Raw genomic sequence first — 24,811 nt, 5'->3', positions numbered from 1 at the left:
ACTTACGAGAATCAACGAGAGGATTCACCATGTCTGTAATTAAGATGACCGATCTGGACCTTGCTGGTAAGCGTGTTCTGATCCGTGCCGATCTGAACGTGCCAGTGAAAGAAGGAAAAGTGACATCTGACGCACGTATCCGTGCTTCCCTGCCTACCATCGAAGCGGCACTGAAACAGGGCGCGAAAGTGATGGTTACCTCTCACCTTGGTCGTCCGACCGAAGGTGAATATAACGAAGAGTTCTCGCTGCTGCCGGTTGTTAACTATCTGAAAGAAAAACTGAACGGTACCCAGGTTACGCTGGCGAAAGAGTATCTTGACGGCGTGGAAGTCGGCGCGGGCGAGCTGGTCGTGCTGGAAAACGTGCGCTTTAACAAAGGCGAAAAGAAAGATGACGAGACGCTGGCGAAGAAGTATGCCGCGCTGTGTGACGTCTTTGTGATGGATGCGTTTGGTACCGCGCACCGCGCGCAGGCTTCAACTCACGGCGTGGGCAAGTTTGCGCCAGTCGCCTGCGCAGGCCCGCTGCTCTCTGCTGAGCTGGAAGCGCTGGGTAAAGTCATGAGCAACCCGGAGCGTCCGCTGGTTGCCGTAGTTGGTGGTTCAAAAGTATCGACTAAATTTGATGTGCTGCAGTCGCTGGTAAAAATTGCGGATACCGTGATTGTGGGCGGCGGCATCGCCAACACCTTTGTGGCTATCGACAACAAGGTCGGTAAATCACTCTACGAGCCGGATTTCGTTGAAGCGGCCAAAGGCCTGCGTGACCAGTACGGTATTCCGGTGCCGACCGATTCCCGTGTGGGCACGGAATTCTCTGAAACTGCACCTTCTACCGTGAAAAAGGTTTCAGAAGTGCAGGATAACGAAGAGATTATGGACTTCGGCGATGAAACTGCACAGAACATGGCGAAGATCCTGAAAGAGGCCAAAACCATCCTGTGGAACGGCCCGGTAGGCGTCTTTGAGTTCCCTAACTTCCGTAAAGGCACCGAAATTGTGGCCAATGCGATTGCCGACAGCGACGCGTTCTCTGTAGCAGGCGGCGGCGACACGCTGGCGGCTATCGATCTGTTCGGTATCGAAGAGAAGATCTCTTACATATCAACCGGTGGCGGTGCATTCCTGGAGTTCGTGGAAGGCAAAAAGCTGCCTGCGGTGGCGATGCTGGAAGAGCGCGCTAAGCAGTAATTCTGGGGGCAGCGCTCCGGCGCTGCCTTAAAACTGGCCCCGACCGGGGCAAATAAATCCCATTCCCTTCGGGAATGAACGGTAACGAAACGGGACACAACCATGTCTAAAATTTTTGATTTCGTAAAACCCGGCGTTGTCACTGGTGATGACGTTCAGAAAGTCTTCAAGGTAGCGAAGGAGCACAAATTCGCTCTGCCTGCAGTTAACTGCGTCGGCACGGACTCCATCAACGCGGTACTGGAAGCTGCTGCCAAAGTTAAAGCGCCGGTCATCGTTCAGTTCTCTAACGGCGGTGCTGCATTTATCGCCGGTAAAGGTTTCAAAACCGACAAACCACAGGGCGCGGCAATTTTCGGCGCTATCGCCGGTGCGCACCATGTGCATCTGATGGCTGAGCAGTATGGTGTGCCGGTTATTCTGCACACTGACCACTGTGCGAAAAAACTGCTGCCGTGGATCGACGGTCTGCTGGATGCCGGTGAAGAGCACTTCAAAAAAACCGGTAAGCCGCTGTTCTCTTCACACATGATCGACCTCTCTGAAGAGTCGCTGGAAGAGAATATCGAAATCTCCAGCAAATATCTGGCGCGTATGGCGAAAATCGACATGACGCTGGAAATTGAACTCGGCTGCACCGGCGGTGAAGAAGATGGCGTGGACAACAGTCATATGGACGCTTCAGCCCTCTACACCCAGCCTGAAGATGTGGATTACGCCTACACCGAGCTGAGCAAAATCAGCCCGCGTTTCACTATCGCGGCCTCTTTCGGCAACGTGCACGGCGTGTACAAGCCAGGCAACGTGAAGCTGACCCCGACCATCCTGCGCGACTCACAGAAATATGTGTGCGAGAAGCATGGTCTGGAACATAACGCGCTGGACTTCGTGTTCCACGGCGGTTCCGGCTCTTCTGCAGCAGAGATTGAAGAATCAATCAGCTACGGTGTGATCAAAATGAACATCGATACCGATACCCAGTGGGCAACCTGGGACGGTATTCTGCAGTACTACAAATCTAACGAAGCGTACCTGCAGTCGCAGCTGGGCAACCCGAACGGCCCGGACAGCCCGAACAAGAAATACTACGATCCACGCGTCTGGCTGCGTGCGGCACAATCCTCAATGGTTGTGCGCTTAGAGCAGGCGTTTAAAGAGCTGAACGCAGTCGACGTACTGTAAGTCCGCTGCAGTAAAAAGGCCCCATCGGGGCCTTTTTTATGTGCTTTTCACGATGCGGCACCGTACTCTCTTCCCGACAAAACCACACGCCAGCCCGCCATACTTTGCCGCATACGTACCAGCAACCTGCAGGTCTGTGCTGCGCTAATCTGCATCAATTCCGGTACGTTTTTCCCTCAATACAATGTTAAATCAGCTTAATTTTGGCGCTTCATGCTGTTTTTGTTTAACCTTGAAGCCTGGAGTGCCGGAGTCAATCTGGCCGTTTTTGTAATTTCCTGCGGGAAACTCAACAACAGGGCTGACAAATGGAAGATTTAAATGTCGTAAATGGCATTAACAGTGCAGGTGGATGGCTGGTGCGTAACCAGGCGCTGATCCTGAGCTATGCGGTCAATATCGTGGCAGCAATTGCGATTATTATCGTGGGTATGATTATCGCGCGTATTGTTTCAAACGGCGTGAATCGTCTGCTGGTGGCACGCCACATCGATGCGACCGTGGCAGATTTTCTCTCAGCCTTAGTCCGCTATGGCGTTATCGCATTTACTATCATCGCAGCGCTGGGGCGGGTGGGTGTACAGACCGCGTCAGTTATTGCCGTGCTGGGTGCAGCGGGTCTGGCCGTAGGCCTGGCACTGCAGGGCTCGCTCTCTAACCTTGCCGCAGGGGTACTGCTGGTGACTTTCCGTCCATTCCGCACCGGCGAATTTGTTGACCTCGGTGGTGTGATGGGTACCGTTCAGAATGTGCAGATCTTCTCAACCACGCTGAAAAGCGCGGACGGTAAAATGGTGGTGGTGCCGAACGGTAAAATTATCGCCAGCAATATCGTTAACTTCTCCCGTGAGCCGATCCGCCGCAACGAATTTATTATCGGCGTGGCCTACGACGCGGATGTCGATCAGGTAATCGATCTGCTGCGCGAAGTTGTGGAAGCGGATGAGCGCGTGCTGAAAGATATGGGTATTCAGATTGGCCTGAACGAGCTGGCGGCTTCGTCACTGAACTTTGTCGTGCGCTGCTGGAGCAAAAGCGGCGACCTGCAGAACGTTTACTGGGATCTGATGAAAAACTTTAAGCGTACCCTGGATGCGCACGGCATCGGCATCCCTTATCCGCAGATGGATGTGCATCTGCACCAGGTTAAGGGTGAGGCGCAGGAGCAGCCGGTTAACCTGACTAAATAACGTTAGCGTAAGGCACCTGCGGGTGCCTTTCTTATTAACAGCGCTAATGACCGATTAAATCTTTCAATTTCCGCTAATATCCTCCGGCCGATATACTGCGCCCATCCTCTTCTCTTTTCAGGTTATTCAACGTGTTATCAATTTATCTGCAGGGGCTGGCGCTGGGCGCTGCACTGATTCTGCCACTGGGCCCGCAAAACGCCTTTGTTATGAATCAGGGCATCAAGCGCCACTATCATCTGATGACCGCCACGCTCTGTACCCTGAGCGATATTGCACTGATCTGCGGCGGCATATTTGGCGGCAGCGCGCTGCTGCATCAGTCACCGCTGCTGCTGACGCTGATCACCTGGGCAGGCGTGGCGTTTCTGCTCTGGTATGGCTGGGGAGCGTTACGCAGCGCATGGCGCGGCGGTATTGCGCTGGAGCAGGACAGCGCGCTGAAACAGGGACGCTGGCGCATCATTGCCACCATGCTGGCGGTGACCTGGCTCAATCCGCATGTCTATCTGGATACGTTTGTGGTGCTGGGCAGCCTCGGCAGTCAGCTGCCCTCCGCCGATGCCCGCCGCTGGTTCGCGCTGGGCACAGTCAGCGCCTCCGTAATCTGGTTTTATGGTCTGGCGCTGCTGGCGGCCTGGCTGTCGCCCCGGCTGCGCACCGCGCGCGCGCAGCGCATCATCAACCTGCTGGTCGGCAGCGTCATGTGGCTTATCGCTTTCCAGCTGGCGCATCAGGCGCTGACGGATTAAAAAGTAAAACGCGCAGGGGGCATTATTGACGCGACGAGGCTGCTAAGATTGAGTTTTTAGCGCCAGGAGGTGACCGATGTCTTCTCAACCTAACCAGAGCCTGATTGACGGTATCCGCTGCCTGCAGTATCTGGTCTCCAGCGACAGAGCCATTGGCGGGCGTGAGCTGGCGCGTCAGATGGGTATGAACAGCACGCGCGTTAACCGCCTGCTGATGACGATGGCGTCGATCGGCCTCACCGTTCAGGATGAGCAGCGTCGCTATCTGCCAGGACCGGGGGTTCACGCCCTGGCGGCGCAGGCGATTCGGGGTTCCTCGCTGTTTGCGCAGGCGCTGCCGCAGCTGGAGCTCTATGCACCGCACGATATCGTGGTGGCGCTGGGCGTGCTGTGGGAAGATCAGGTCATCTATATCTGGCACTCAGAACCCGGTGAACGCACCCGCACCAGTCAGGCGCTGGCCGGATTTCGCATGCTGCCGGCGTGGCAGTCGGTGATTGGCATGGCGCTGCTGGCCGCAGAGCCCGATGTGCAGCTGCAGCCGCGTTTTGCCGCGGCGCAGTGGACGCAGATGGCGCCTCTGCTGGCGCGCAAGCGCCAGAGCGATCATCTCATCTGGCAGCGTGATGATGGTGAGATTGGTATGGCGCTGCCGATCAATCATAATCGCGCAGCGCTGGCGTTCGCTAAAATCTGGCAGAGGGATGACGAGCATCTGGCGCAGCGGGTGGCGCAGCTGAAAAAGCTGGCGCAGAAGATCACCGGCGAGCAGTAATCTCATCGGGGCGGCCAACGATAAACAGATAGCTGCCGATCCCCACCAGCGCCAGGGCGGCGATAAATATCAGCGCCGGAGCAAAATCACTGCCGTCGATCAGCGCGCCAATGGCAATCGGCACCACAATCGCGGAGAGCGCACCGGTAAAGTTAAACATCCCGCCTGCCAGCCCGACCAGATGACGCGGCGCCAGCGTGGTGACAAAAACCCAGGTTATAGTTGCCAGCCCGTTGCCGAAAAAAGCCAGCGACATAAATAGCACGATCAGCGTGGTGTTATCCGTGTAGTTGGCGCCGAGAATAAACAGCGTCATCGTCAGCCCGAGCAGAACCGGCAGCTTGCGCGCTACGCTCGCTGAAACGCCGCGCCGCATCAGATAATCGGAGATAAACCCCGCCAGCAGGACGCCACAAAACGCCGCCAGATAAGGCAGCGAGGCGACATAACCGCTTTTGATGAAATCCATATGCCGGTACCGGACCAGATAGGTCGGAAACCATGTCAGAAAGAACCAGAACGTAGCGGAAATAGAAAACTGGCCCAGACAGATGCCCAGCAGTCTGCGGTTGCACAGCATCTGCTGCACGTCGCTCAGGCGTAGCGATGTGCGCCCGGCGGATGCGCTGTCGGGCAGCGCGCCATTCTCCAGCAGCCAGGCGCGCTCTGCGGCTGATACCCGTTTATGCTCGCCAGGCTCGCGATAGAGCGCAAACCAGACGCCCGCCCACAGAATGCCGGTCAGGCCGGTGATAGCGAACAGCCTGCGCCAGCCAAATGCGGCTTCAATATGAAACAGCAGCGGCGTGACGCAGGCGAGACCAGCAAACTGCGCCGAAGAGTAAATGCCAATGGCGCTGGCGCGCTCATGCAGGGGAAACCAGCCGGAAATAATGCGGTTATTCGCCGGCATCACCGGCGCTTCAAGCGCGCCGACGCCAAGCCGCAGCCCGACCAGCGCCGCCACGCTGCTGGCGCAGACGTGCAGCAGGGTGATAAGCGACCAGCCGATCATCGCCACGCCATACACCATACGCGCACCAAGTCGATCAATCAGCCAGCCGCCCGGGATCTGCAGCGCGGCGTAGATCCAGCCGAACGCAGAAAAAATCAGCCCCATCTGCAGCGGCGTGAGCTGTAACTCAGCGCTCAGCGCTGGCGCTGCCACGGCCAGATTAGCGCGATCCATATAGTTGATAATGATGTTCACAAACACCAGCGCCAGCATCAGAAAACGCGTGCGCCCGACGCGCACGTCAGCAGCAGGCGCGCCAGGGCTTGAGGGATCGTGCGCCATGGGCAGGGTTCCTGGAAACAGAGAGTATCCATCAAGCGAAACGCACAATGCTGTTTTTAGCAACCCTGTAGTGATAAGTTTGCAGCCAGCAGCAGGTTAAAACGCAGCGCGAACGAACTTTTCTGTCTGCGTAAACTCAGAGCATAACGCATAGTAAAGCGGTAGCGGTTTCGCCATAGTGGCAGCCGGTAACCCGATTTCCAAGGAGGAGTTTGTGAAACTGAAAGCACTGGCGCTGGTCGCCGCAATGAGCACTGGCGCACTGTCGGGCATGGTACAGGCCGGAGAAGTGCCTGAAGGACCGCACGTGGTCACTTCCGGTCAGGCAAGCGTTGATGCGCGTCCGGATATGGCGACGCTCTCAATTATGGTCAGCGTCGCCTCCAAAGAAGCCGCCGATGCTAAAAAACAGGCTGACGCGCGCGTTGCGCAATATTTTGATTTTCTGCAAAAGAGCGGTATCGAAAAGAAAGATATCGATGCGGCTAATCTAAGCACCCAGCCAGAATATGACTACACCAAAGAGGGTAAGTCGGTACTGAAAGGCTACCGCGCGGTACGCCAGGTGGAAGTGACGCTGCGTCAGCTGGATAAGCTGAACGATCTGCTGGATGGCGCGCTGAAGTCGGGTCTGAACGAAATCCGCACCGTTGAGCTGGGTGTGGCAGACGCAGAAAGCTATAAAGAGCAGGCGCGTAAAGCTGCAATTGCTAACGCGACGCAGCAGGCCAGCGCGCTGGCAGAAGGCTTTAACGCGAAGCTGGGACCGGTCTACAGCGTTCGCTATCACGTAGCCAACTATCAGCCGATGCCGATGGCGCGCATGTATAAAGCTGCCGCCGCGCCGGCGGATACCACCGCGCAGCAGACGTATGAACAGCAGAGTATTCACTTTGACGATCAGGTCGATGTGGTATTTGAAATCAAACCGAACGCCGCGACGCCCTGATAGCTGACAGCCGCAGCGGCATCTGCCGCTGCGCTATGCTCAGGCTGCGACCTCATCCTGACGCAGTACCCGATGCCCGTGAGCAATCAGCGCGTCGGTGACGCTGCGCATCAGGCGGCTCTCGGGCGCAAAGCGGTGCCAGTAGAGCATCCGGCGCTGATAGAGTCCCGGCGTCAGATCCACCAGCTCTCCCTGCGCCAGTTCGCGCTCAATCTGCAGATGCGGGATCATACAGCAGACCGATCCCTGCCGCGCCAGCTGCACAAACGCCTCTGACGAGTTAACGATATGGCAGGGTACGCTGCCCGGTGACAGATCGAAATTCTGCTGCAAAAACGCCTGATGCATATCATCCAGATGGTCAAACGCCACTGCCGGCGCCTTCAGCAAGGCAGATCGCGTTACGCCGTTGGGGAAATAGCGGGCGGCAAAATCGGGTGAGGCGCAGAACAGATAGTCGAGCGCTCCCAGCTGATCGACCAGGCAGCTCGGCAGCGGCTGCGGCTGGATACTCACGGCGCCCACCACTTCACCGCGGCGCAGACGTTCCTGCGTACGCGTTTCATCTTCTACCTGCAGATTCAGCCGCACCGGGGAGTCCGCCAGCACATCTTTCAGCGCCGGCAGCAGCCAGGTAGCAAGGCTGTCGGCGTTGACCGCCAGCGAGAGCAGCAGCGGCGTGGTTCCGCTCTGATCGTCACCCAGCCACTCCTCCTCCAGCAGCTCTACCTGATGCAGCAGCGCCAGCAGCTTCTGCCCCTGCTCAGTCGGGCGGGGCGGAACGGTGCGCACCAGCAGCGGCTGACCAAACAGGTTTTCCAGCTGTTTGATACGCTGCGATACGGCTGACTGGGTAATACAAAGCTTCTGTGCGGCGCGTTCAAAGCCGCGCTCGCGAATCACTGCATCCAGCGCCTGAAGCGTACGGTAATCCGGGCGTTTCATTATTGTTCTCTCTCGTTCAGGGTGGAAAGTACTATGCCACAAAATGGCCGCGCTGTGCGGCGGGTGCATTTTTGCGGACTGGCTTCCAAAGGTAAAAATCGGTGGTGCGTGAGTCGCGCACTTTTACAGCGCGTTGTTTTATACTACGCGCACTTTGATGTCGCACAGGTTTTAAACATACCATGACCCAGGATGAACTGAAAAAAGCGGTAGGGTGGGCGGCGCTGCAGTATGTGCAGCCAGGCACTATTGTTGGCGTAGGCACCGGCTCAACGGCCGCGCATTTTATCGATGCGCTGGCTACCATGAAGCACCAGATTGAGGGGGCGGTCTCCAGCTCTGAAGCCTCCACCCTGAAGCTGAAATCGCTGGGCATACCGGTTTTCGATCTTAACGACGTGGATGATATCGCGGTCTATGTCGATGGTGCCGATGAGATCAACCCGCATATGCAGATGATCAAGGGCGGCGGCGCGGCGCTGACGCGCGAGAAGATTGTGGCGGCGGTCGCACGGAGGTTTATCTGTATCGCGGATGCATCCAAAGAAGTTGATATCCTTGGCCGTTTCCCGCTTCCGGTTGAGGTGATCCCGATGGCGCGTGCCTATGTCGCGCGCGAGCTGGTTAAGCTTGGTGGCCAGCCGGAGTATCGGCAGCAGGTGGTGACCGATAATGGCAATATCATCCTCGACGTGCACAATCTGCAGATCCTCGATCCTGTCGCGATGGAAAAAAACATCAACGCGCTGGCGGGCGTGGTTACGGTCGGCCTGTTTGCCACACGCGGCGCTGATGTCGCGCTGATTGGCACGCCGGATGGCGTCAAAACCATTCTCAAATGATCTCTCCGGCGCGCCTGACGCGCCGTTTTTCCCCCGGCTAATTCTGCTTTTCTTTATCAGCCTGAATTTGGTGACTTATGTCACAAACAGAGCATGGAGAGCCGATTCCTGCTCTCTGCTCCCGGCATCCTGCGATTTTGTATGGGTTTGTGCTGCCTGAAAGCCAGGGCGTGCTGCCGTGGTCGCAATCGTTTGTATTGCCGCATTGCCAGAATTTGTTATTTTGGCAGAAGGTAATCTTATGGCACTCCACGTTGAATTCTGAATAAGGTCGGGAAATGGCAAAGGTATCACTGGATAAAGATAAAATTAAATTTCTGCTGGTGGAGGGCGTGCATCAGAGCGCGCTGGAGAATCTGCGCGCGGCAGGCTATACCAACATTGAGTTTCACAAAGGGGCGCTGGATGCGGAGTCGCTGAAAGCCTCTGTCCGTGATGCGCACTTTATCGGTATCCGCTCCCGCACCCAGCTCACGGAAGAGATCTTCGCCGCCGCGGAAAAACTGGTCGCGGTCGGCTGCTTCTGTATCGGCACCAATCAGGTCGATCTCAACGCCGCCGCCCGGCGCGGTATTCCGGTCTTTAACGCCCCTTTCTCCAACACCCGCTCCGTGGCTGAACTGGTGATTGGCGAGATGCTGTTGATGCTGCGTGGCATTCCGGAAGCGAACGCCAAAGCGCATCGCGGTATCTGGAACAAAGTGGCAACCGGCTCCTATGAAGCGCGCGGCAAAAAGCTGGGTATCATTGGTTATGGTCATATCGGTATGCAGCTCGGCGTGCTGGCTGAAGGCCTGGGGATGCACGTTTTCTTTTACGATATTGAAAACAAGCTGCCGCTGGGGAACGCCACGCAGGTACGTCACCTGTCGGATCTGCTCAATATGAGTGATGTGGTCAGCCTGCATGTGCCGGAGACCGCCTCAACCCAGAACATGATTGGCGCAGAAGAGCTGGCGCTGATGAAGCCGGGCGCGCTGCTGATCAACGCCGCACGCGGCACCGTTATCGATATTCCGGCGCTGTGCCATGCGCTCTCCAGCAAACATCTGGCGGGTGCGGCTATCGACGTCTTCCCGACTGAACCGGCAACCAACAGCGATCCGTTTAATTCACCGCTGTGCGAGTTTGATAACGTTATTCTGACGCCGCACATTGGCGGTTCAACGCAGGAAGCGCAGGAGAATATCGGCCTGGAAGTCTCGGGTAAGCTGGCAAAATACTCCGACAACGGCTCGACGCTCTCTGCGGTTAATTTTCCGGAGGTATCACTGCCGATGCACGGTGCCAGCGCCAGCCGTCTGCTGCACATTCACGAAAACCGTCCGGGCATTCTTACCGCCATCAACCAGATTTTCGCTGAGCAGAATATCAATATTGCGGCGCAGTTCCTGCAGACCTCGCCACAGCTTGGTTACGTGGTGATTGATATCGATGCGGAAAAAGATGTGGCGGATAAAGCGCTGCAGCTCATGCGCGCTATTCCGGGCACTATGCGCGCGCGCCTGCTTTACTGATTGGTGACGGGCATATGCCCGTCAGAACGAAGTATCCCACTGCCACAGCTTTGCCGGCGTCAGCACGGCGGGTAGCGGGATGTCCCATGCGGCTGCCGGCAGCGCCTCAACGCGCTGGCAGTCGTGGGCAATGCCAATCGGCAGACAGCCGTGGCGCTGCCAGTTCTGCAGCGTGCGATCGTAAAAGCCGCCGCCCATCCCCAGCCGTTGTCCACTTTCATCAAACGCCACCAGCGGAACCAGCATGACATCCAGTCGATCCAGCGTCGTCATCTGCGTAATATCCAGTGGCGGCTCCGGAATGCGCAGCTTATTCATGACCAGCTGCGTCTCAGGGGTATAACGCAAAAACAGCAGGTTGCCTGGCGCAAACGGATGCAGTACCGGCAGATAAACCGCTTTTTTTTGCTGCCAGAGACGGGCAATCAGCGGGCGGGTATTGATTTCACCGTCGGTAGAGAGAAACAGCGCAATGCTTTGTGCCGCTGAGACAGGTGCCAGGTTAATCGCGTGCTCAGCCAGCTGTTCGGCCGCTTCACTCTGCTGTTCAGGCGTCAGATGCCGGCGCAGATGGCGGATATGCTGACGCAGCAGCTGGCGTTCGGAATAATCGATAGCGGACACAGGATCCCCCTAAAGAGTGGGTTAGCTTGCGCTGACTATAACATGCAAAAGAAGGGGAGGGGGACTGGCTTCAGGTAGCAGCCGCAGTCTCGGCTGACGCTACTACCTGAAATGATGCCGGATAAAACAGAAAAGAGATCTCCGAGATGCCGCCGCAGGCTGTAACCCTTGAACCCTTGGTTCAAGGTGAGTATGCCGTCGCAACCATCAGGCTTCTCGGACGAACCGAGCATGCTCACAGGCTACAGAGCGTCACACTCTGTTGGTATGAAATATCGGCTCAGGGGACTGGCCCGCTTGCAAACATCTCAGAGAAACAGGACTTCATCGTTGCTCTGGCATGAGAACCATGAAGTATTATTCGAATTTAGGGCCCTGGCGGTCGGTAATGCGACCCTGCTCAACTAAAGCCTGTTCAATCGTCTGCTGCAGCATGCGGATACGTTGTTCCATGTTTGCTGCGTAGTCTCGCGTTTTACCTTTCTCTTGCGCCAGCTCGTGGCAGATATTTAACGCGGCGATGAACACCAGTTGCTCTGTATTTGTGACTCTAGTGCGAACTTTTAAATCTTGCAACCGTTGATTGAGGTCCTCTGCGGCAAGATTTAGTGCATCCTGCTGTTCAGGCGGACAATTTACTCTCAAAGAACGACCAAAAATTTGTATATCTACCGGTTGTGCAGACATGCCACCATCCTGACTGATTACTTCGTTCGCTCCACCCGGCTCGCCACTGGCCCGGAAGGTGCGCAACTATATAGACGCGGGTAAGAAGATACAACCCCTTTTCTGGAAACCCTGAGGCACCTGGTGGTAGCATATCACGAACTTATTCTGCCAACGACGACCAAAGCTTATGTCTTTACAGAACGCAACACCCACTTACAACGCGCTGGCCGCAGCCCTCTCTCAGCAGGGTGTGGGCATGACGCCTGCCGAAATGCATGGACTGCTGTGTGGCATCCTGTGTGGCGGTAATCAGGACGCCAGCTGGAAGACGCTGGTGCACGATCTGGCTAATGAAGGCATGGCCTTCTCGCAGAGCCTGGCGCAGCCGCTGCAGGCGCTGCATGACAGCCTGACTACGACCCTGGAAGAGGATGGCTTTCTGTTTCAGCTGATGCTGCCGGATGAAGATGATATTACCGTGTTTGACCGGGCTGATGCGCTGGCGGGCTGGGTTAATCACTTCCTGCTTGGCCTGGGCGTTACGCAGCCTAAACTGGATAAAGTCACCGGTGAAACCGGCGAGGCGATTGACGATCTGCGTACCATTGCTCAGCTTGGCTATGAAGAAGATGAAGATCAGGAAGAGCTGGAGCAGTCGCTGGAAGAGGTGATTGAGTATGTGCGCGTCGCGGCGCTGCTGTGTCACGACACCTTCACACGCCCGCATACGCCAACCGCACCGGAAGTGCAGAAACCTACGCTACACTAAGCGCGTCATTGCGGGCAGCGCTGCTGCCCGTTATCAACAGGGAGTGCAACTATGATCACACTGGAACAGTTCCGGCAGCGTCGTCAGGCGCTGATTACGCAGATGGCCCCCGGCAGCGCGGCGCTGATTTTTGCAGCACCTGAAGTCACGCGCAGCAACGACACCGAATATAGCTACCGCCAAAACAGCGACTTCTGGTATTTCACCGGGTTTAACGAGTCGCAGGCGCTGCTGGTGCTGATCAAAAGCGATGAACATCACAATCACAGCGTGCTGTTTAACCGCATACGCGATCTGACTGCCGAGGTGTGGTCTGGCCGTCGCCTCGGGCAGGAGGCTGCGCCGGCGAAGCTGGGTGTTGATCGCGCACTGCCGTGGGATGATATTGGCGAACAGCTGCACTTGCTGCTGAACGGGCTTGACGTGGTGTATCACGCGCAGGGCGAATATGGTTACGCTGACCAGCTGCTGTTTAGCGCACTGGAAAAATTACGTCGCGGTTTCCGGCAGAATCTTAGCGCACCAGCCAGCGTGACCGACTGGCGTCCCTGGGTGCATGAGATGCGGCTGTTTAAAAGCGCAGAAGAGATTGAGATGCTGCGTCAGGCGGGAAAAATCAGCGCGCTGGCGCATACCCGCGCCATGCAGCAGTGCCGCCCCGGCATGTATGAGTATCAGCTTGAAGGGGAGATCCACCATGAATTCTCCCGCCACGGCGCGCGCTTTCCTTCCTACAACACCATTGTCGGAAGTGGCGAAAACGGCTGCATTTTGCACTACACCGAAAATGAAAGCGCAATGCGCGACGGCGATCTGGTGCTAATCGACGCCGGCTGTGAGTTTCACGGTTATGCGGGTGATATTACCCGTACCTTTCCGGTAAACGGCAGGTTTACACCGCCGCAGCGGGAAATCTACGACATTGTGCTGGCTTCGCTGCATAAAGCGCTGTCGATGTTCCGGCCCGGCGTCAGCATTCATGAAGTGAATGATGAAGTTGCGCACATCATGATCACTGGCCTCGTTGATCTCGGTATTCTTGACGGCAATATCGACGAACTATTTGAAGCGCAGGCGCATCGCCCTTTCTTCATGCACGGCCTCGGCCACTGGCTGGGCCTGGATGTGCATGACGTCGGCGATTACGGTACGCCGAGCCGCGACCGCGTGCTGGAGCCGGGCATGGTGCTTACGGTAGAGCCGGGCCTCTATATTGCACCTGATGCCAGCGTGCCGCCGCAGTACCGCGGCATAGGCGTGCGCATTGAGGATGATATTGTGATTACGGCGACAGGCCATGAGAATCTTACTGATAGCGTGGTGAAAGATCCGGATGCGATTGAAGCCCTGATGGCAGCGGCGCGCGGCGTATGACCATTCTGATTGCAGGCGGAGGCATGACCGGCGGCACGCTGGCGCTGGCGATATCGCATCTGACGCAGGGCAGGTTACCGGTCACGCTCATTGAGCGCAGCGAGCCGGGCAGCCGTGCGCACCCCGGTTTTGATGGCCGGGCGATTGCGCTGGCCGCCGGCACCTGCCAGCAGCTGGCAGCAATCGACCTCTGGCGTTCGCTGGAGGACTGCGCCACGCCGATCACCCGCATTCACGTCTCCGATCGCGGTCACAGCGGCTTTGTGCAGCTCAGCGCAGAGGCGTATCAACTGGCTGCGCTGGGGCAGGTGGTGGAGCTATTCGATGTCGGACAGCGCCTGTTTGAGCGTCTCCGGCAGGCGCCCGGCGTAACATTGCGCTGCCCCGATTACGTCACGCAGGTCACGCGTGATAAAGCGCATGCGCAGGTGACGCTTAACAGCGGCGAAACGCTGGAGGGTACGCTGCTGGTGGCTGCAGATGGGTCGCGCTCATCGCTGGCGGCATCATGCGGTATTCAGTGGCAGCGCGAGGATTATCAGCAGCTGGCGGTGATTGCCAACGTGTCCACTCAGCTGCCGCATCAGGGGCAGGCGTTTGAGCGTTTTACGCCGCACGGGCCGCTGGCGCTGCTGCCGATGTCCGGCAATCGTATGTCGCTGGTGTGGTGCCATCCGGCAGCCGCAGAATCCCGGGTGCGGGCGTGGGATGAAGAGACATTCCGGCGCGAACTGCAGCGCGCATTTGGCTGGCGGCTGGGTCGCTTTACCCATGCCGGTCAGCGTGAAATTTACCCGCTGGCGCTGCAAACCGCCGATCGTCAGGTGACGCACCGGCTGGCGCTGGTCGGCAATGCTGCCCAGACGCTGCATCCGATCGCCGGACAGGGCTTTAACCTTGGCCTGCGCGATGTCATGTCGCTGGCGGAAACGCTGGCCGGCGCCTGGCGCCAGCAGCAGGATCCTGGCAGTTATGCGGTGCTGCAGCATTTTGCCGCCCGGCGTCAGGCTGACCGCGCGGCGACAATCGGCGTGACTGACGGCCTGGTGCGCCTGTTCGCTAACCGTTATGCACCGCTGGTTGCAGGACGAAATCTCGGGCTGGTGGCTATGGATCACCTCCCCTGGCTGCAACATCCGCTGGCCGCGCGTACGCTCGGCTGGGTAAAGCGTTAATAAAGAGGCAGCAATGCAAACATTTGATGTGGTGATTGCCGGTGGCGGCATGGTCGGTCTGGCAGTGGCCTGCGGTTTGCAGGGAAGTGGTCTGCGCGTTGCAGTACTGGAGAAAGCGGCGGAACCGCAGTTCGATCCGGCAGCCGCCGCGTCGATTCGGGTATCCGCAATTAATGCAGCCAGTGAACGTCTGCTACAGAAACTCGACGTCTGGTCATCTATTCTCGCCCTGCGCGCCAGCGCGTATCACGGTATGGAAGTGTGGGATCAGGACAGCTTTGGATCTGTCAGCTTTGATGATGAGCAGCAGGGGCTGTCGCATCTTGGTTATATTGTTGAAAATGAAGTGATTCACAGTGCGTTGTGGCAGCGTGCCAGCCAGTGTAAAGATGTTACGCTGTTTGCACCGGCCCGCCTGCAGCAGGTCGCGTTTGGTGATAATGAAGCCTTTATCACGCTGGAAGATGGCACCATGATGAGCGCCCGGCTGATGATAGCCGCCGACGGCGCCGGCTCCTGGCTGCGCGAAAAAGCGGATATCCCGCTGACGTTCTGGGATTATGAGCATCATGCGCTGGTCGCGAACGTGCGTACTGATATGCCGCATGATGCTATCGCGCGTCAGGTATTTCACGGCGAAGGTATTCTCGCCTTTCTGCCGATGCAGGATCCGCACCTGTGCTCAATCGTCTGGTCGCTGGCTCCACAGGAAGCAGCGCGCATGCAGTCGATGCCGGCAGCGCTGTTTAATCAGCAACTCTCTGTAGCCTTTGATATGCGGCTGGGATTATGCAGCGTTGAGAGCGAACGTAAAACGTTCCCGCTAACGGCACGCTATGCGCGCAATTTTGCAGCTCATCGTCTGGCGCTGGTCGGCGATGCGGCGCACACCATTCATCCGCTGGCCGGGCAGGGCGTGAATTTAGGCTTTATGGATGCGGCTGAGCTGATTGGTGAGATCCGCCGCCTGCATCAGGCGGGTCGTGATATCGGTGAGCATCTCTCACTGCGTCGCTACGAACGCAGCCGCAAGCACAGCGCAGCGCTGATGCTGGCCGGCATGCAGGGATTCCGCGAGCTGTTCGCCGGCACGCATCCGGCGAAAAAGCTGCTGCGTGACGTCGGGCTAAAGCTGGCCGATACGCTGCCAGGCGTGAAGCCGCGTCTGCTGAAGCAGGCGATGGGGCTGAACGACCTGCCAGAGTGGATCCGCTAGCTAACCAGGACGTTGTCGTTTCGTATCCGCATCAACCCGGGCGCCATAAATGGCGCCCCTATGGTGGCTCAATACAGGACGTCATCGTTTCGCATCGCCCTGGCGTAGGGGGCGCATTAATGCGCCCCGGTTTAAACCCATCCCCGGGCGTCATCATTTCGCACCCGCATCAACCCGGGCGCCATAAATGGCGCCCCTACGGTGGCTCAATACAGGACGTCATCGTTTCGCATCGCCCTGGCGTAGGGGGCGCATTAATGCGCCCCGGCAACCCCATCCCCCGGACGTTACATTTCGCACCCGCCCTATGGTAGGGGGCGCATTAATGCGCCCCGGCAAAAACCTCCTCCTGACTCCCTGTTCGCACTAAAACAGAGCGCTCTGCGCCATAATGATGCCTCGTTTGATTTATTCTAATTTTACCGCCAGATTCGCATTAGTTATTTTCATGCAGGATTAATCGCACAGCCGTGCCATTTAGGTCCTCACCCGCGGTGGCGTGTTTTATTTACTGAGATATCGCCCCGGAGTTGCATAATCTGCGCGTTTAATCACACAAAGGCAGCGGATTATGCTGCATGCTATGGGATGCACTGCAAAGATGAGGCCCGGCTTCGACTTCGTTTTGCTTATGGTTAAATCTGTTTTTCAGTGGTAACGTCAGCTGAAAGAGAACGTTTGCGTCGGCGTTTATTACCGCGCAGGCGAGCCCCGCTTATTGGTTTTCACAGGATGGTTATGACTCAGCAAACGCCTCTGTTTAAGCAGCACCAGCAGGACGGTGCACGCATGGTGGACTTCCACGGCTGGATGATGCCGCTGCACTACGGCTCGCAAATCGATGAGCACCACGCAGTGCGCAGCGACGCCGGCATGTTTGATGTATCGCACATGACCATCGTTGATCTGCACGGCGCACGGACCCGCGAGTTTCTGCGTTATCTGCTGGCAAATGATGTCGCAAAACTGACTCAACCCGGCAAAGCGCTCTACAGCGGCATGCTTAACGCATCGGGCGGCGTGATAGACGATCTGATCGTCTACTTCATGCAGGAGGATTTTTTTCGCCTGGTGGTCAACTCCGCCACGCGAGAGAAAGATCTCGCGTGGATAACGCAGCACGCCGCACCGTTTGGCGTGACGCTGACCGAGCGTCATGACCTGGCGCTGATTGCCGTGCAGGGTCCGAATGCGCAGCAGAAAGCACAGACGCTGTTTGATGAGAGCCAGCGTGCCGCCGTTGCCGGCATGAAGCCTTTTTATGGCGTGCAGTCAGGCGACCTGTTCATTGCCACCACCGGTTACACCGGCGAGGCAGGCTATGAAATTGCGCTGCCCGCTGACCAGGCGGAAATGTTCTGGCAGCAGCTACTGGCCGCGGGCGTAAAACCCGCCGGCTTAGGCGCGCGCGACACGCTGCGTCTGGAAGCCGGTATGAATCTCTATGGCCAGGAGATGGATGAAGGCGTTTCGCCGCTGGCCGCGAATATGGGCTGGACCATCAGCCGGGAACCGGCCGATCGCAATTTTATCGGACGTGAAGCGCTGGAAGCGCAGCGCGAGCAGGGCACTGAAAAACTGGTGGGGCTGGTCATGACGGAAAAAGGCGTACTGCGCGGTGGTCAGACGGTGCGCTTTACCGATGAGCAGGGCGTACCGCAGCAGGGTATGATTACCAGTGGTTCCTTCTCGCCGACGCTGGGCTGCAGCATCGCCCTGGCGCGCGTACCTGCCGGTATTGGCGGGCAGGCCATTGTGGAGATCCGCAATCGCGAAATGCCGGTAAAAGTGACTAAACCCGTTTTTGTACGCGCCGGTAAGCCGGTCGCTCAGTAAATTTTTCAGGAGAAATGGCGATGAGCAATGTGCCAAATACGTTGAAATACCGTGACAGCCACGAGTGGGTGCGTAAAGAAGAAGATGGCTCTTACACCGTGGGGATCACCGAGCATGCGCAGGAGCTGCTCGGTGATATGGTGTTTGTCGATCTGCCAGACGTTGGCGCTACGTTTAGCGCGGGCGACGACTGCGCCGTCGCGGAGTCGGTTAAAGCTGCTTCCGACATCTATGCACCGCTGAGCGGTGAAATTGTAGCGGTGAATGAGGCGCTGACCGACTCACCCGAGCTGGTGAACAGCGCGCCTTATGGCGATGGCTGGTTGTTCCGCCTGCAAGCCAGCGATGAAGCTGAACTCGACAGCATGCTTGATGCTGACGCCTATAAAGCCAGTATCGATGAGTAACCGGTAGCCTCTGAAGGTGTCGCAGTGCGGCACCTCTTCTTTATCTGCCTGTTGTAAGTCCTTTGTGTAACCCAGCCCGATGCAGGATCGACTGTAATGACCCAGACTCTCAGCCAGCTTGAACATAACGGTGCATTTATCGAGCGCCATATTGGTCCCACCGACGCCCAGCAGGCCAGCATGCTGGAAGCGATTGGTGCCGGTTCGCTAAACGAACTCATCAGCACCATCGTACCGGCGGATATTCAGCTGCCCGGGCCGCCGGCCACGGGTGACGCCGCGACCGAGCAGCAGGCGCTGGCAGAGCTGAAAGCGATGGCCAGTCAGAATCAGCGCTACAAATCCTGGATCGGCATGGGCTACAGTGCAGTAATCACTCCGCCGGTGATCCTGCGTAATATGCTGGAAAACCCTGGCTGGTATACCGCCTATACGCCGTATCAGCCTGAGGTGTCACAGGGGCGTCTGGAGGCGCTACTGAATTTCCAGACGCTGACGCTGGATCTGACCGGTATGGATATCGCCTCTGCGTCGCTGCTGGATGAAGCCACCGCGGCGGCTGAAGCGATGGCGATGGCGAAACGCGTCAGCAAGCTGAAGAGCGCCACCCGCTTCTTTATCGCCGATGATATTCATCCGCAGACGCTGGATGTCGTACGCACCCGCGCCGAAACATTTGGCTTTGATCTGATTATCGATCGGGCAGAGAAAGCACGCGATCATGAGGATCTGTTTGGTGTTCTTCTGCAGCAGGTGGGCACCAGTGGGGAAGTACATGACTATCACGATCTGATAGCAGAGCTGAAGAGCCGCAAAGTTGTCGTGAGCGTGGCCGCTGATTTCATGGCGCTGCTGCTGCTGGAGGCGCCCGGCAAACAGGGTGCTGACATTGTGTTTGGTTCCGCTCAGCGCTTTGGCGTGCCAATGGGCTATGGCGGACCGCACGCGGCCTTTTTTGCCAGCCGCGATGAGCACAAACGCTCAATGCCGGGCCGGATTATCGGCGTCTCACGCGATGCGGCGGGCAACACCGCGCTGCGCATGGCGATGCAGACGCGCGAGCAGCATATCCGTCGTGAAAAGGCGAACTCCAATATCTGTACCTCACAGGTTCTGCTGGCCAATATCGCCGGCCTCTATGCGGTCTGGCACGGTCCGCAGGGTTTGCAACGTATCGCCTCGCGCATTCATCGCCTGACCAGCATTCTGGCAACCGGCCTGCAGAAAGGCGGATTGACGCTGCGCCACGGCAGCTGGTTTGACACGCTGACCGTTGAGGTTGCTGACAAGGCCGGCGTGCTGAACCGCGCGCTGAGTTTTGGCGTAAACCTGCGCAGCGATATGCCTGACGCCGTAGGTATCACGCTGGATGAAACCACCAGCCGTGAAGATGTACAGGCGCTGTTTGCCATTTTTCTGGGCGACACGCACGGGCTGGATATCGATAAGCTTGATGCCGCCGTATCGGCGGAGAGTGCGGCTATTCCGGCAGGCCAGCAGCGCCGCAGTGACTACCTGACGCATCCGGTATTTAACCGCTATCACAGCGAAACAGAAATGATGCGCTACATGCACAGCCTGGAGAAAAAAGATCTGGCGCTGAATCAGGCAATGATCCCGCTTGGCTCCTGCACCATGAAGCTGAATGCCGCCGCAGAGATGATCCCGATCACCTGGCCGGAGTTCTCTGAACTGCATCCATTCTGCCCCGCTGAACAGGCTACAGGCTATCTGCAGATGATTGGGCAGCTGTCGCAGTGGCTGGTACAGCTCACCGGCTATGACGCGCTCTGCATGCAGCCTAACTCCGGGGCGCAGGGAGAGTATGCCGGCCTGCTGGCGATCCGCCGCTATCACGAAAGCCGCAATGAAGGCCGGCGCAACATCTGCCTGATCCCCGGGTCGGCACACGGCACCAACCCAGCCTCGGCGCAGATGGCGGGCATGTCGGTGGTTGTGGTTGCCTGCGATAAACAGGGCAATATCGATCTCGGCGATCTGCGTGAGAAAGCGGCTCAGGCGGGCGATGCGCTCTCCTGCATCATGGTGACCTATCCTTCTACCCACGGCGTTTATGAAGAAACCATCCGCGAAGTGTGCCAGATTGTGCATCAGTATGGCGGTCAGGTATATCTGGATGGCGCCAACATGAACGCCCAGGTGGGCATTACTACGCCTGGCTATATCGGTGCTGACGTCTCGCATCTTAACCTGCATAAAACCTTCTGCATTCCGCACGGCGGCGGCGGACCGGGCATGGGACCGATTGGCGTAAAAGCGCATCTGGCTCCGTTTGTGCCGGGGCACAGCGTGGTGCAGATTGATGGCGTACTGACGCAGCAGGGCGCCGTGTCGGCTGCACCGTTTGGCAGCGCCTCGATTTTGCCTATCAGCTGGATGTATATCCGTATGATGGGTGCAGAAGGGCTGAAACAGGCGAGCTCAGTGGCAATCCTTAATGCCAACTACATTGCGCGTCGTCTGCAATCGGCCTATCCGATCCTCTATACCGGACGCGATGGTCGCGTGGCGCACGAATGTATTCTCGATATTCGTCCGCTGAAAGAGCAGAGCGGTATCAGCGAGCTGGATATTGCCAAACGCCTGATCGATTACGGTTTTCACGCTCCGACCATGTCCTTCCCGGTAGCGGGCACGCTGATGGTGGAGCCGACTGAATCAGAGGGCAAAGCAGAGCTGGATCGCTTTATCGACGCGATGCTGGCGATCCGCATGGAGATTGACCGCGTCACCGCCGGTGAGTGGCCTGCTGATGACAATCCGCTGGTCAACGCACCGCATACGCAAATGGAAATTGTGGGCGAGTGGCAGCATCCCTATACGCGAGAGCTGGCGGTATTCCCGGCTGGCAGTGCGAATAAGTACTGGCCAACGGTAAAACGTCTTGATGACGTCTTCGGCGATCGCAACGTTTTCTGCGCCTGCGTGCCGATGAGCGAATATCAGTAAGCGCGATGAACTGACCCTTTAAGGACCGGCTGCCGGTCCTTTTTCTTTTGGAGGCACATATGGATCTGGCACTGGTTACCGGCGGCAGCCGGGGCATCGGACGCGCTACCTCGCTGCTGCTGGCGCAGGCGGGTTACCGCGTGGTAATCAACTACCGTCAGCGGGCTGCGGACGCAGAGCAGCTGGTCGGGGAGATTATTCGCCGGGGCGGCAGCGCCTGCGCGCTGCAGGCGGATATTGCTGATGAGGTGCAGGTCGTGAGGCTGTTTGCGCAGCTGGATGAGCAGCCGGGTGCCCTGCGGATAGTGGTGAACAACGCCGGAATTCTGTTTACGCAGTGCCGGGTGGAGGCGCTAAGCGCTGAGCGTATTCAGCGGGTGCTGGCGACGAACGTCACCGGGACTTTTATCTGCTGCCGGGAAGCGGTGAAACGCATGAGCAGGGCGCACGGCGGGGAGGGCGGTGTGATTGTGAATGTTTCATCAGGTGCCGTACACAGCGGCGCGCCGGACGAATATGTGGATTATGCAGCATCAAAAGCGGCGGTGGACACGCTGACCCGCGGGCTGGCGCGCGAAGTGGCCGCCCAGGGGATCCGGGTAACCGGTGTGCGTCCCGGCTCCACGTATACCGACATGCATGCGGATGGCGGCGAGCCGGAGCGGGTTGATCGGGTGGCGCAGCGTATTCCGCTGGGACGCGGCGCGCAGCCGGAAGAGATCGCCCGCGCCATCCTCTGGCTGAGCAGCGATGCTGCCGCTTATGTCACCGGCAGCATGCTGGACGTGACGGGCGGACTCTGACATCCGCCCGCATCGCCGGTCAGAGCGTGGCGCCGTTGCTGGCGATCACCTGCTGATACCAGCTGAAGCTCTTTTTCTTTGAACGCGCGAAGGTGCCGCCGTCGTCGTCGTTTTTGTCGACGTGGATAAAGCCATAGCGCTTGCTGTACTGACCGGTGGTGAACGAGACGCAGTCGATGCAGCCCCACGGCGTATAGCCCAGCAGCTCGACACCATCCAGCGCAACCGCTTTTTTCATCTCTTCGATATGCGCCCGCAGGTAGTCAATGCGGTAGTCGTCGGCGATAAAGCCCTCCGCATCAGGTTTATCGATCGCGCCGAAGCCATTTTCCACAATAAACAGCGGCTTCTGATAGCGCTCATAGAGTGAATTCAGCACATAGCGCAGGCCCACCGGATCGATCTGCCAGCCCCAGTCTGACGCTTTAACGTGCGGATTGGGTACCACGCCGTCAAAGCCGGTGATCGGATCATCCACGCCGCTGGCGCGGGTATCGACCGCGTTGCTCATGTAATAGCTGAAACCGATGTAGTCGCAGCAGCCCTGCTGCAGAGTTTCGGCATCATCTGCTGCCATCTCGATGTGGTAGCCTTTGCGCGCCCACTCTTTCAGCGTGTAAGCGGGGTAAGCGCCGCGCATCTGCACGTCGCTGAAAACGTAACGCTGATGCATCGCCTCCTGCGCCCGCATGACATCATCCGGATGACAGGAGAAGGGATAGACCGGCACCATGGCGATCATGCAGCCGATCTGAAAACCGGGATTGATCTCATGACCGCGTTTCACCACCTTTGCACTGGCGACAAACTGGTGATGCATAACCTGATACATCGTCTGCTCTGGCTTCTCATGCTCAGTAAACACCACGCCGGAACAGCAGTAGCCAAACAGCGGATATTGCCAGTTGCGCTGGTTGTTGATCTCGTTAAAGGTCATCCAGTACTTCACTTTGTGCTGATAGCGCGTCATCACCACGTCGCTGAAGCGCACAAAGAAATCGACCACCCGGCGGTCAGCCCAGCCGCCATACTCTTTTACCAGATGATAAGGCATCTCAAAGTGAGAGAGAGTGATCACCGGTTCGATACCATATTTCAGCAGCTCATCGAACAGGTCATCATAAAACTGCAGGCCCGCCTCATTAGGCTGCGCTTCATCGCCGTTAGGGAAGATGCGCGTCCAGGCAATCGAGGTGCGGAAGCACTTAAAGCCCATCTCAGCAAACAGCGCCACGTCCTGTTTGTAGTGTGAGTAAAACTCTACCGCCTGGTGATTGGGATAGTGTTTGCCCGGCTGTACGCCGTCGGTGATCACGCGGTCAACGCCGTGTGCACCACCGGTCAGCACGTCAGCGATACTGACGCCTTTGCCGCCCTGATCCCAGCCGCCTTCAACCTGATGCGCGGCTACTGCGCCGCCCCAGAGAAACCCTTGTGGTAACTGCAAATCATCACGCATTGTTCAGCCTCATCATACGTCGGGTGAAAACAGAATTTCCCGCAGTGTAACAAGCAGCCGGTGAATGTCACGCTATAACACCGCGTGCAGAATGTAACCTGTCACAGCTAAAAAACAGGGTGTTTTCAGGGGGATAGCATATGCGCCAGCGTGCGTCCCAGCGTTTCGATAATGTACATTACCGGCACCTGCGTGGTGATGTCGTGCTGCCCGGCCAGCGTGATCTGCGGCACGTGATAGGAGAGGGTAAAATCCGCCATTTTTGCCAGCGAGCTGGTGTCGTGATTGGTGATGGCGATGATTTTGCAGCGGTTAAGGCTGAACTGACTGGCGAAGCGCAGGATCTCTTCGGTCTCGCCGGAAACGGAGAGAATAATCGCCAGCGCGCCTTCACTGACTCCGGGCATAACCGGATAGTAAGGGTCGTCAATATGGTGGCTGAATTTGCCGACGTTGGAAAAGAAGCGTGCGCCATATTTACCGAGGCTGCCCGACGTGCCGGCACCAATAAAGAAAATATGCCCGGCCTGCAGGATCATCTGCGCGGCCTGCGCAATCTGCTGCTCAAACTCGGCATTGTGAATACTTTTGAAAAAACTCAGCATTTCGCCAGCGCCCGATGAGGGGATTGCAGGCGGGGTCTGCTCCTGAGCCAGGCGAAAGCGGATACGAAACTCTGACCAGCCGTCACAGTGCAGCTTGCGGCAAAAGCGCAGTACGGTGGTGGTAGAGACGCCCGCCTGCGCCGCCAGATCGCGAATGGTCATATAGCTGACGCTTTGCGGATGTTTGATGATGAAATGGTAAACCTGCATCTCAAGATCGTTCAGGCTGGAGAGATCGCGGTGTGCAAACATGCGGAACATC

General features: G+C 57.5%; 22 protein-coding genes and 1 other RNA gene. 16 read left to right on the top strand and 7 right to left on the bottom strand.

What is annotated here, in order from left to right:
* Positions 1-29: 29 nt before the first annotated feature.
* From pgk to B4056_RS14255, 5 genes are all read left to right on the top strand, one after another.
* Entirely contained in the window at positions 30-1,193 is a 1,164-nt protein-coding gene (gene pgk / locus B4056_RS14275) for a phosphoglycerate kinase (RefSeq protein ID WP_094111522.1), read from the top strand.
* Positions 1,194-1,295: 102 nt separating this feature from the next.
* On the top strand, positions 1,296-2,375 hold the full coding sequence (gene fbaA / locus B4056_RS14270) for a class II fructose-bisphosphate aldolase (protein WP_039380055.1): 1,080 nt from the start codon (positions 1,296-1,298) through the stop codon (positions 2,373-2,375).
* Between the two features lie 308 nt (positions 2,376-2,683).
* Positions 2,684-3,565, top strand: coding sequence for a small-conductance mechanosensitive channel MscS (gene mscS / locus B4056_RS14265; protein ID WP_039380053.1), 882 nt, complete (start codon positions 2,684-2,686; stop codon positions 3,563-3,565).
* 131 nt (positions 3,566-3,696) lie between these two features.
* Positions 3,697-4,317, top strand: a complete 621-nt coding sequence (gene argO / locus B4056_RS14260; protein ID WP_094111521.1) for an arginine exporter ArgO — start codon at positions 3,697-3,699, stop codon at positions 4,315-4,317.
* 76 nt (positions 4,318-4,393) lie between these two features.
* On the top strand, positions 4,394-5,092 hold the full coding sequence (locus tag B4056_RS14255) for an IclR family transcriptional regulator domain-containing protein (RefSeq protein WP_071668576.1): 699 nt from the start codon (positions 4,394-4,396) through the stop codon (positions 5,090-5,092).
* Here the strand turns inward: B4056_RS14255 and B4056_RS14250 are convergent.
* A complete protein-coding gene (locus B4056_RS14250) occupies positions 5,076-6,389 on the bottom strand; it encodes an MFS transporter (protein ID WP_288655087.1) in 1,314 nt (437 codons plus the stop codon). The two genes, B4056_RS14255 and B4056_RS14250, sit on opposite strands and share 17 nt — an antisense overlap.
* A 214-nt stretch (positions 6,390-6,603) precedes the next feature.
* On the opposite strand from B4056_RS14250, the gene B4056_RS14245 reads away from it, so the two are divergent.
* Positions 6,604-7,338 carry an oxidative stress defense protein gene (locus tag B4056_RS14245; protein ID WP_039380044.1) on the top strand — a complete coding sequence of 245 codons (735 nt, stop codon included), beginning with the start codon at positions 6,604-6,606 and terminating at the stop codon, positions 7,336-7,338.
* 39 nt (positions 7,339-7,377) lie between these two features.
* Here B4056_RS14245 and B4056_RS14240 read toward each other — a convergent pair whose 3' ends face one another.
* Positions 7,378-8,283, bottom strand: a complete 906-nt coding sequence (locus tag B4056_RS14240) for a LysR family transcriptional regulator ArgP (protein WP_094111519.1) — start codon at positions 8,281-8,283, stop codon at positions 7,378-7,380.
* Between the two features lie 182 nt (positions 8,284-8,465).
* Here B4056_RS14240 and rpiA point away from each other — a divergent pair, with 182 nt between their 5' ends.
* Together rpiA and serA are read left to right on the top strand one after the other, a co-directional pair.
* On the top strand, positions 8,466-9,125 hold the full coding sequence (gene rpiA / locus B4056_RS14235) for a ribose-5-phosphate isomerase RpiA (RefSeq protein WP_094111518.1): 660 nt from the start codon (positions 8,466-8,468) through the stop codon (positions 9,123-9,125).
* A 278-nt stretch (positions 9,126-9,403) separates the two neighbouring features.
* Entirely contained in the window at positions 9,404-10,642 is a 1,239-nt protein-coding gene (gene serA / locus B4056_RS14230) for a phosphoglycerate dehydrogenase (RefSeq protein WP_039380039.1), read from the top strand.
* 21 nt (positions 10,643-10,663) lie between these two features.
* On the opposite strand, the gene B4056_RS14225 is transcribed toward serA, so the two are convergent.
* The 3 genes from B4056_RS14225 to zapA all read right to left on the bottom strand — a co-directional run bounded on the left by B4056_RS14225 (position 10,664) and on the right by zapA (position 11,953).
* The gene (locus B4056_RS14225) at positions 10,664-11,266 is read right to left on the bottom strand and encodes a 5-formyltetrahydrofolate cyclo-ligase (protein ID WP_094111517.1); all 603 of its coding nucleotides are present in this window, start codon (positions 11,264-11,266) and stop codon (positions 10,664-10,666) included.
* 134 nt (positions 11,267-11,400) lie between these two features.
* A non-coding RNA gene (ssrS, locus tag B4056_RS14220) (6S RNA) lies at positions 11,401-11,584 on the bottom strand.
* A 39-nt stretch (positions 11,585-11,623) separates the two neighbouring features.
* Positions 11,624-11,953 (bottom strand): cell division protein ZapA, encoded by a 330-nt coding sequence (gene zapA, locus B4056_RS14215; RefSeq protein WP_034823204.1) that lies wholly within the window; start codon positions 11,951-11,953, stop codon positions 11,624-11,626.
* Positions 11,954-12,122: 169 nt separating this feature from the next.
* On the opposite strand from zapA, the gene B4056_RS14210 reads away from it, so the two are divergent.
* The 8 genes from B4056_RS14210 (at position 12,123) to B4056_RS14175 (ending at position 22,485) form a co-directional block, all read left to right on the top strand.
* On the top strand, positions 12,123-12,704 hold the full coding sequence (locus tag B4056_RS14210; RefSeq protein WP_039380033.1) for a YecA family protein: 582 nt from the start codon (positions 12,123-12,125) through the stop codon (positions 12,702-12,704).
* Between the two features lie 51 nt (positions 12,705-12,755).
* Positions 12,756-14,078 carry a Xaa-Pro aminopeptidase gene (pepP, locus tag B4056_RS14205; protein WP_288655083.1) on the top strand — a complete coding sequence of 441 codons (1,323 nt, stop codon included), beginning with the start codon at positions 12,756-12,758 and terminating at the stop codon, positions 14,076-14,078.
* A complete protein-coding gene (gene ubiH, locus B4056_RS14200) occupies positions 14,075-15,253 on the top strand; it encodes a 2-octaprenyl-6-methoxyphenyl hydroxylase (RefSeq protein ID WP_288655081.1) in 1,179 nt (392 codons plus the stop codon). Before pepP ends, ubiH begins: the two co-directional genes overlap by 4 nt.
* Before the next feature lie 13 nt (positions 15,254-15,266).
* Positions 15,267-16,469: an FAD-dependent 2-octaprenylphenol hydroxylase gene (gene ubiI / locus B4056_RS14195; protein ID WP_039380028.1), complete on the top strand. Its 1,203-nt coding sequence runs from the start codon at positions 15,267-15,269 to the stop codon at positions 16,467-16,469.
* A gap of 738 nt (positions 16,470-17,207) precedes the next feature.
* Positions 17,208-18,305, top strand: coding sequence for a glycine cleavage system aminomethyltransferase GcvT (gene gcvT / locus B4056_RS14190; protein ID WP_094112149.1), 1,098 nt, complete (start codon positions 17,208-17,210; stop codon positions 18,303-18,305).
* A gap of 20 nt (positions 18,306-18,325) precedes the next feature.
* Complete coding sequence (gcvH, locus tag B4056_RS14185; protein ID WP_039380024.1) at positions 18,326-18,712, top strand: glycine cleavage system protein GcvH; 387 nt, start codon at positions 18,326-18,328, stop codon at positions 18,710-18,712.
* Positions 18,713-18,808: 96 nt separating this feature from the next.
* Positions 18,809-21,682 carry an aminomethyl-transferring glycine dehydrogenase gene (gene gcvP / locus B4056_RS14180; RefSeq protein ID WP_094112150.1) on the top strand — a complete coding sequence of 958 codons (2,874 nt, stop codon included), beginning with the start codon at positions 18,809-18,811 and terminating at the stop codon, positions 21,680-21,682.
* Between the two features lie 59 nt (positions 21,683-21,741).
* Positions 21,742-22,485 (top strand): SDR family oxidoreductase, encoded by a 744-nt coding sequence (locus B4056_RS14175; protein WP_094112151.1) that lies wholly within the window; start codon positions 21,742-21,744, stop codon positions 22,483-22,485.
* Positions 22,486-22,504: 19 nt separating this feature from the next.
* On the opposite strand, the gene B4056_RS14170 is transcribed toward B4056_RS14175, so the two are convergent.
* On the bottom strand, positions 22,505-23,944 hold the full coding sequence (locus B4056_RS14170) for a 6-phospho-beta-glucosidase (protein WP_288655077.1): 1,440 nt from the start codon (positions 23,942-23,944) through the stop codon (positions 22,505-22,507).
* A 125-nt stretch (positions 23,945-24,069) separates the two neighbouring features.
* Positions 24,070-24,801 (bottom strand): MurR/RpiR family transcriptional regulator, encoded by a 732-nt coding sequence (locus tag B4056_RS14165; protein ID WP_039385630.1) that lies wholly within the window; start codon positions 24,799-24,801, stop codon positions 24,070-24,072.
* Positions 24,802-24,811: the final 10 nt, after the last annotated feature.

Source organism: Pantoea sp. UBA7232 (genome assembly GCF_002473195.1).
Classification (GTDB): Bacteria; Pseudomonadota; Gammaproteobacteria; order Enterobacterales; family Enterobacteriaceae; genus Pantoea; species Pantoea eucrina.
This window is presented reverse-complemented; position numbering and strand designations above follow the sequence as displayed.

Excerpts from the sequence above, each read along its gene's own strand:
- B4056_RS14250 (WP_288655087.1), bottom strand. The coding sequence starts at position 6,389 with ATGGCGCACGATCCCTCAAGCCCTGGCGCGCCTGCTGCTGACGTGCGC.
- B4056_RS14255 (WP_071668576.1), top strand. The coding sequence starts at position 4,394 with ATGTCTTCTCAACCTAACCAGAGCCTGATTGACGGTATCCGCTGCCTG.
- B4056_RS14240 (WP_094111519.1), bottom strand. The coding sequence starts at position 8,283 with ATGAAACGCCCGGATTACCGTACGCTTCAGGCGCTGGATGCAGTGATT.
- B4056_RS14210 (WP_039380033.1), top strand. The coding sequence starts at position 12,123 with ATGTCTTTACAGAACGCAACACCCACTTACAACGCGCTGGCCGCAGCC.
- fbaA (WP_039380055.1), top strand. The coding sequence starts at position 1,296 with ATGTCTAAAATTTTTGATTTCGTAAAACCCGGCGTTGTCACTGGTGAT.
- gcvH (WP_039380024.1), top strand. The coding sequence starts at position 18,326 with ATGAGCAATGTGCCAAATACGTTGAAATACCGTGACAGCCACGAGTGG.
- B4056_RS14175 (WP_094112151.1), top strand. The coding sequence starts at position 21,742 with ATGGATCTGGCACTGGTTACCGGCGGCAGCCGGGGCATCGGACGCGCT.
- B4056_RS14170 (WP_288655077.1), bottom strand. The coding sequence starts at position 23,944 with ATGCGTGATGATTTGCAGTTACCACAAGGGTTTCTCTGGGGCGGCGCA.
- pepP (WP_288655083.1), top strand. The coding sequence starts at position 12,756 with ATGATCACACTGGAACAGTTCCGGCAGCGTCGTCAGGCGCTGATTACG.
- gcvT (WP_094112149.1), top strand. The coding sequence starts at position 17,208 with ATGACTCAGCAAACGCCTCTGTTTAAGCAGCACCAGCAGGACGGTGCA.
- gcvP (WP_094112150.1), top strand. The coding sequence starts at position 18,809 with ATGACCCAGACTCTCAGCCAGCTTGAACATAACGGTGCATTTATCGAG.
- serA (WP_039380039.1), top strand. The coding sequence starts at position 9,404 with ATGGCAAAGGTATCACTGGATAAAGATAAAATTAAATTTCTGCTGGTG.
- zapA (WP_034823204.1), bottom strand. The coding sequence starts at position 11,953 with ATGTCTGCACAACCGGTAGATATACAAATTTTTGGTCGTTCTTTGAGA.
- B4056_RS14165 (WP_039385630.1), bottom strand. The coding sequence starts at position 24,801 with ATGTTTGCACACCGCGATCTCTCCAGCCTGAACGATCTTGAGATGCAG.
- mscS (WP_039380053.1), top strand. The coding sequence starts at position 2,684 with ATGGAAGATTTAAATGTCGTAAATGGCATTAACAGTGCAGGTGGATGG.
- ubiI (WP_039380028.1), top strand. The coding sequence starts at position 15,267 with ATGCAAACATTTGATGTGGTGATTGCCGGTGGCGGCATGGTCGGTCTG.
- rpiA (WP_094111518.1), top strand. The coding sequence starts at position 8,466 with ATGACCCAGGATGAACTGAAAAAAGCGGTAGGGTGGGCGGCGCTGCAG.
- pgk (WP_094111522.1), top strand. The coding sequence starts at position 30 with ATGTCTGTAATTAAGATGACCGATCTGGACCTTGCTGGTAAGCGTGTT.
- ubiH (WP_288655081.1), top strand. The coding sequence starts at position 14,075 with ATGACCATTCTGATTGCAGGCGGAGGCATGACCGGCGGCACGCTGGCG.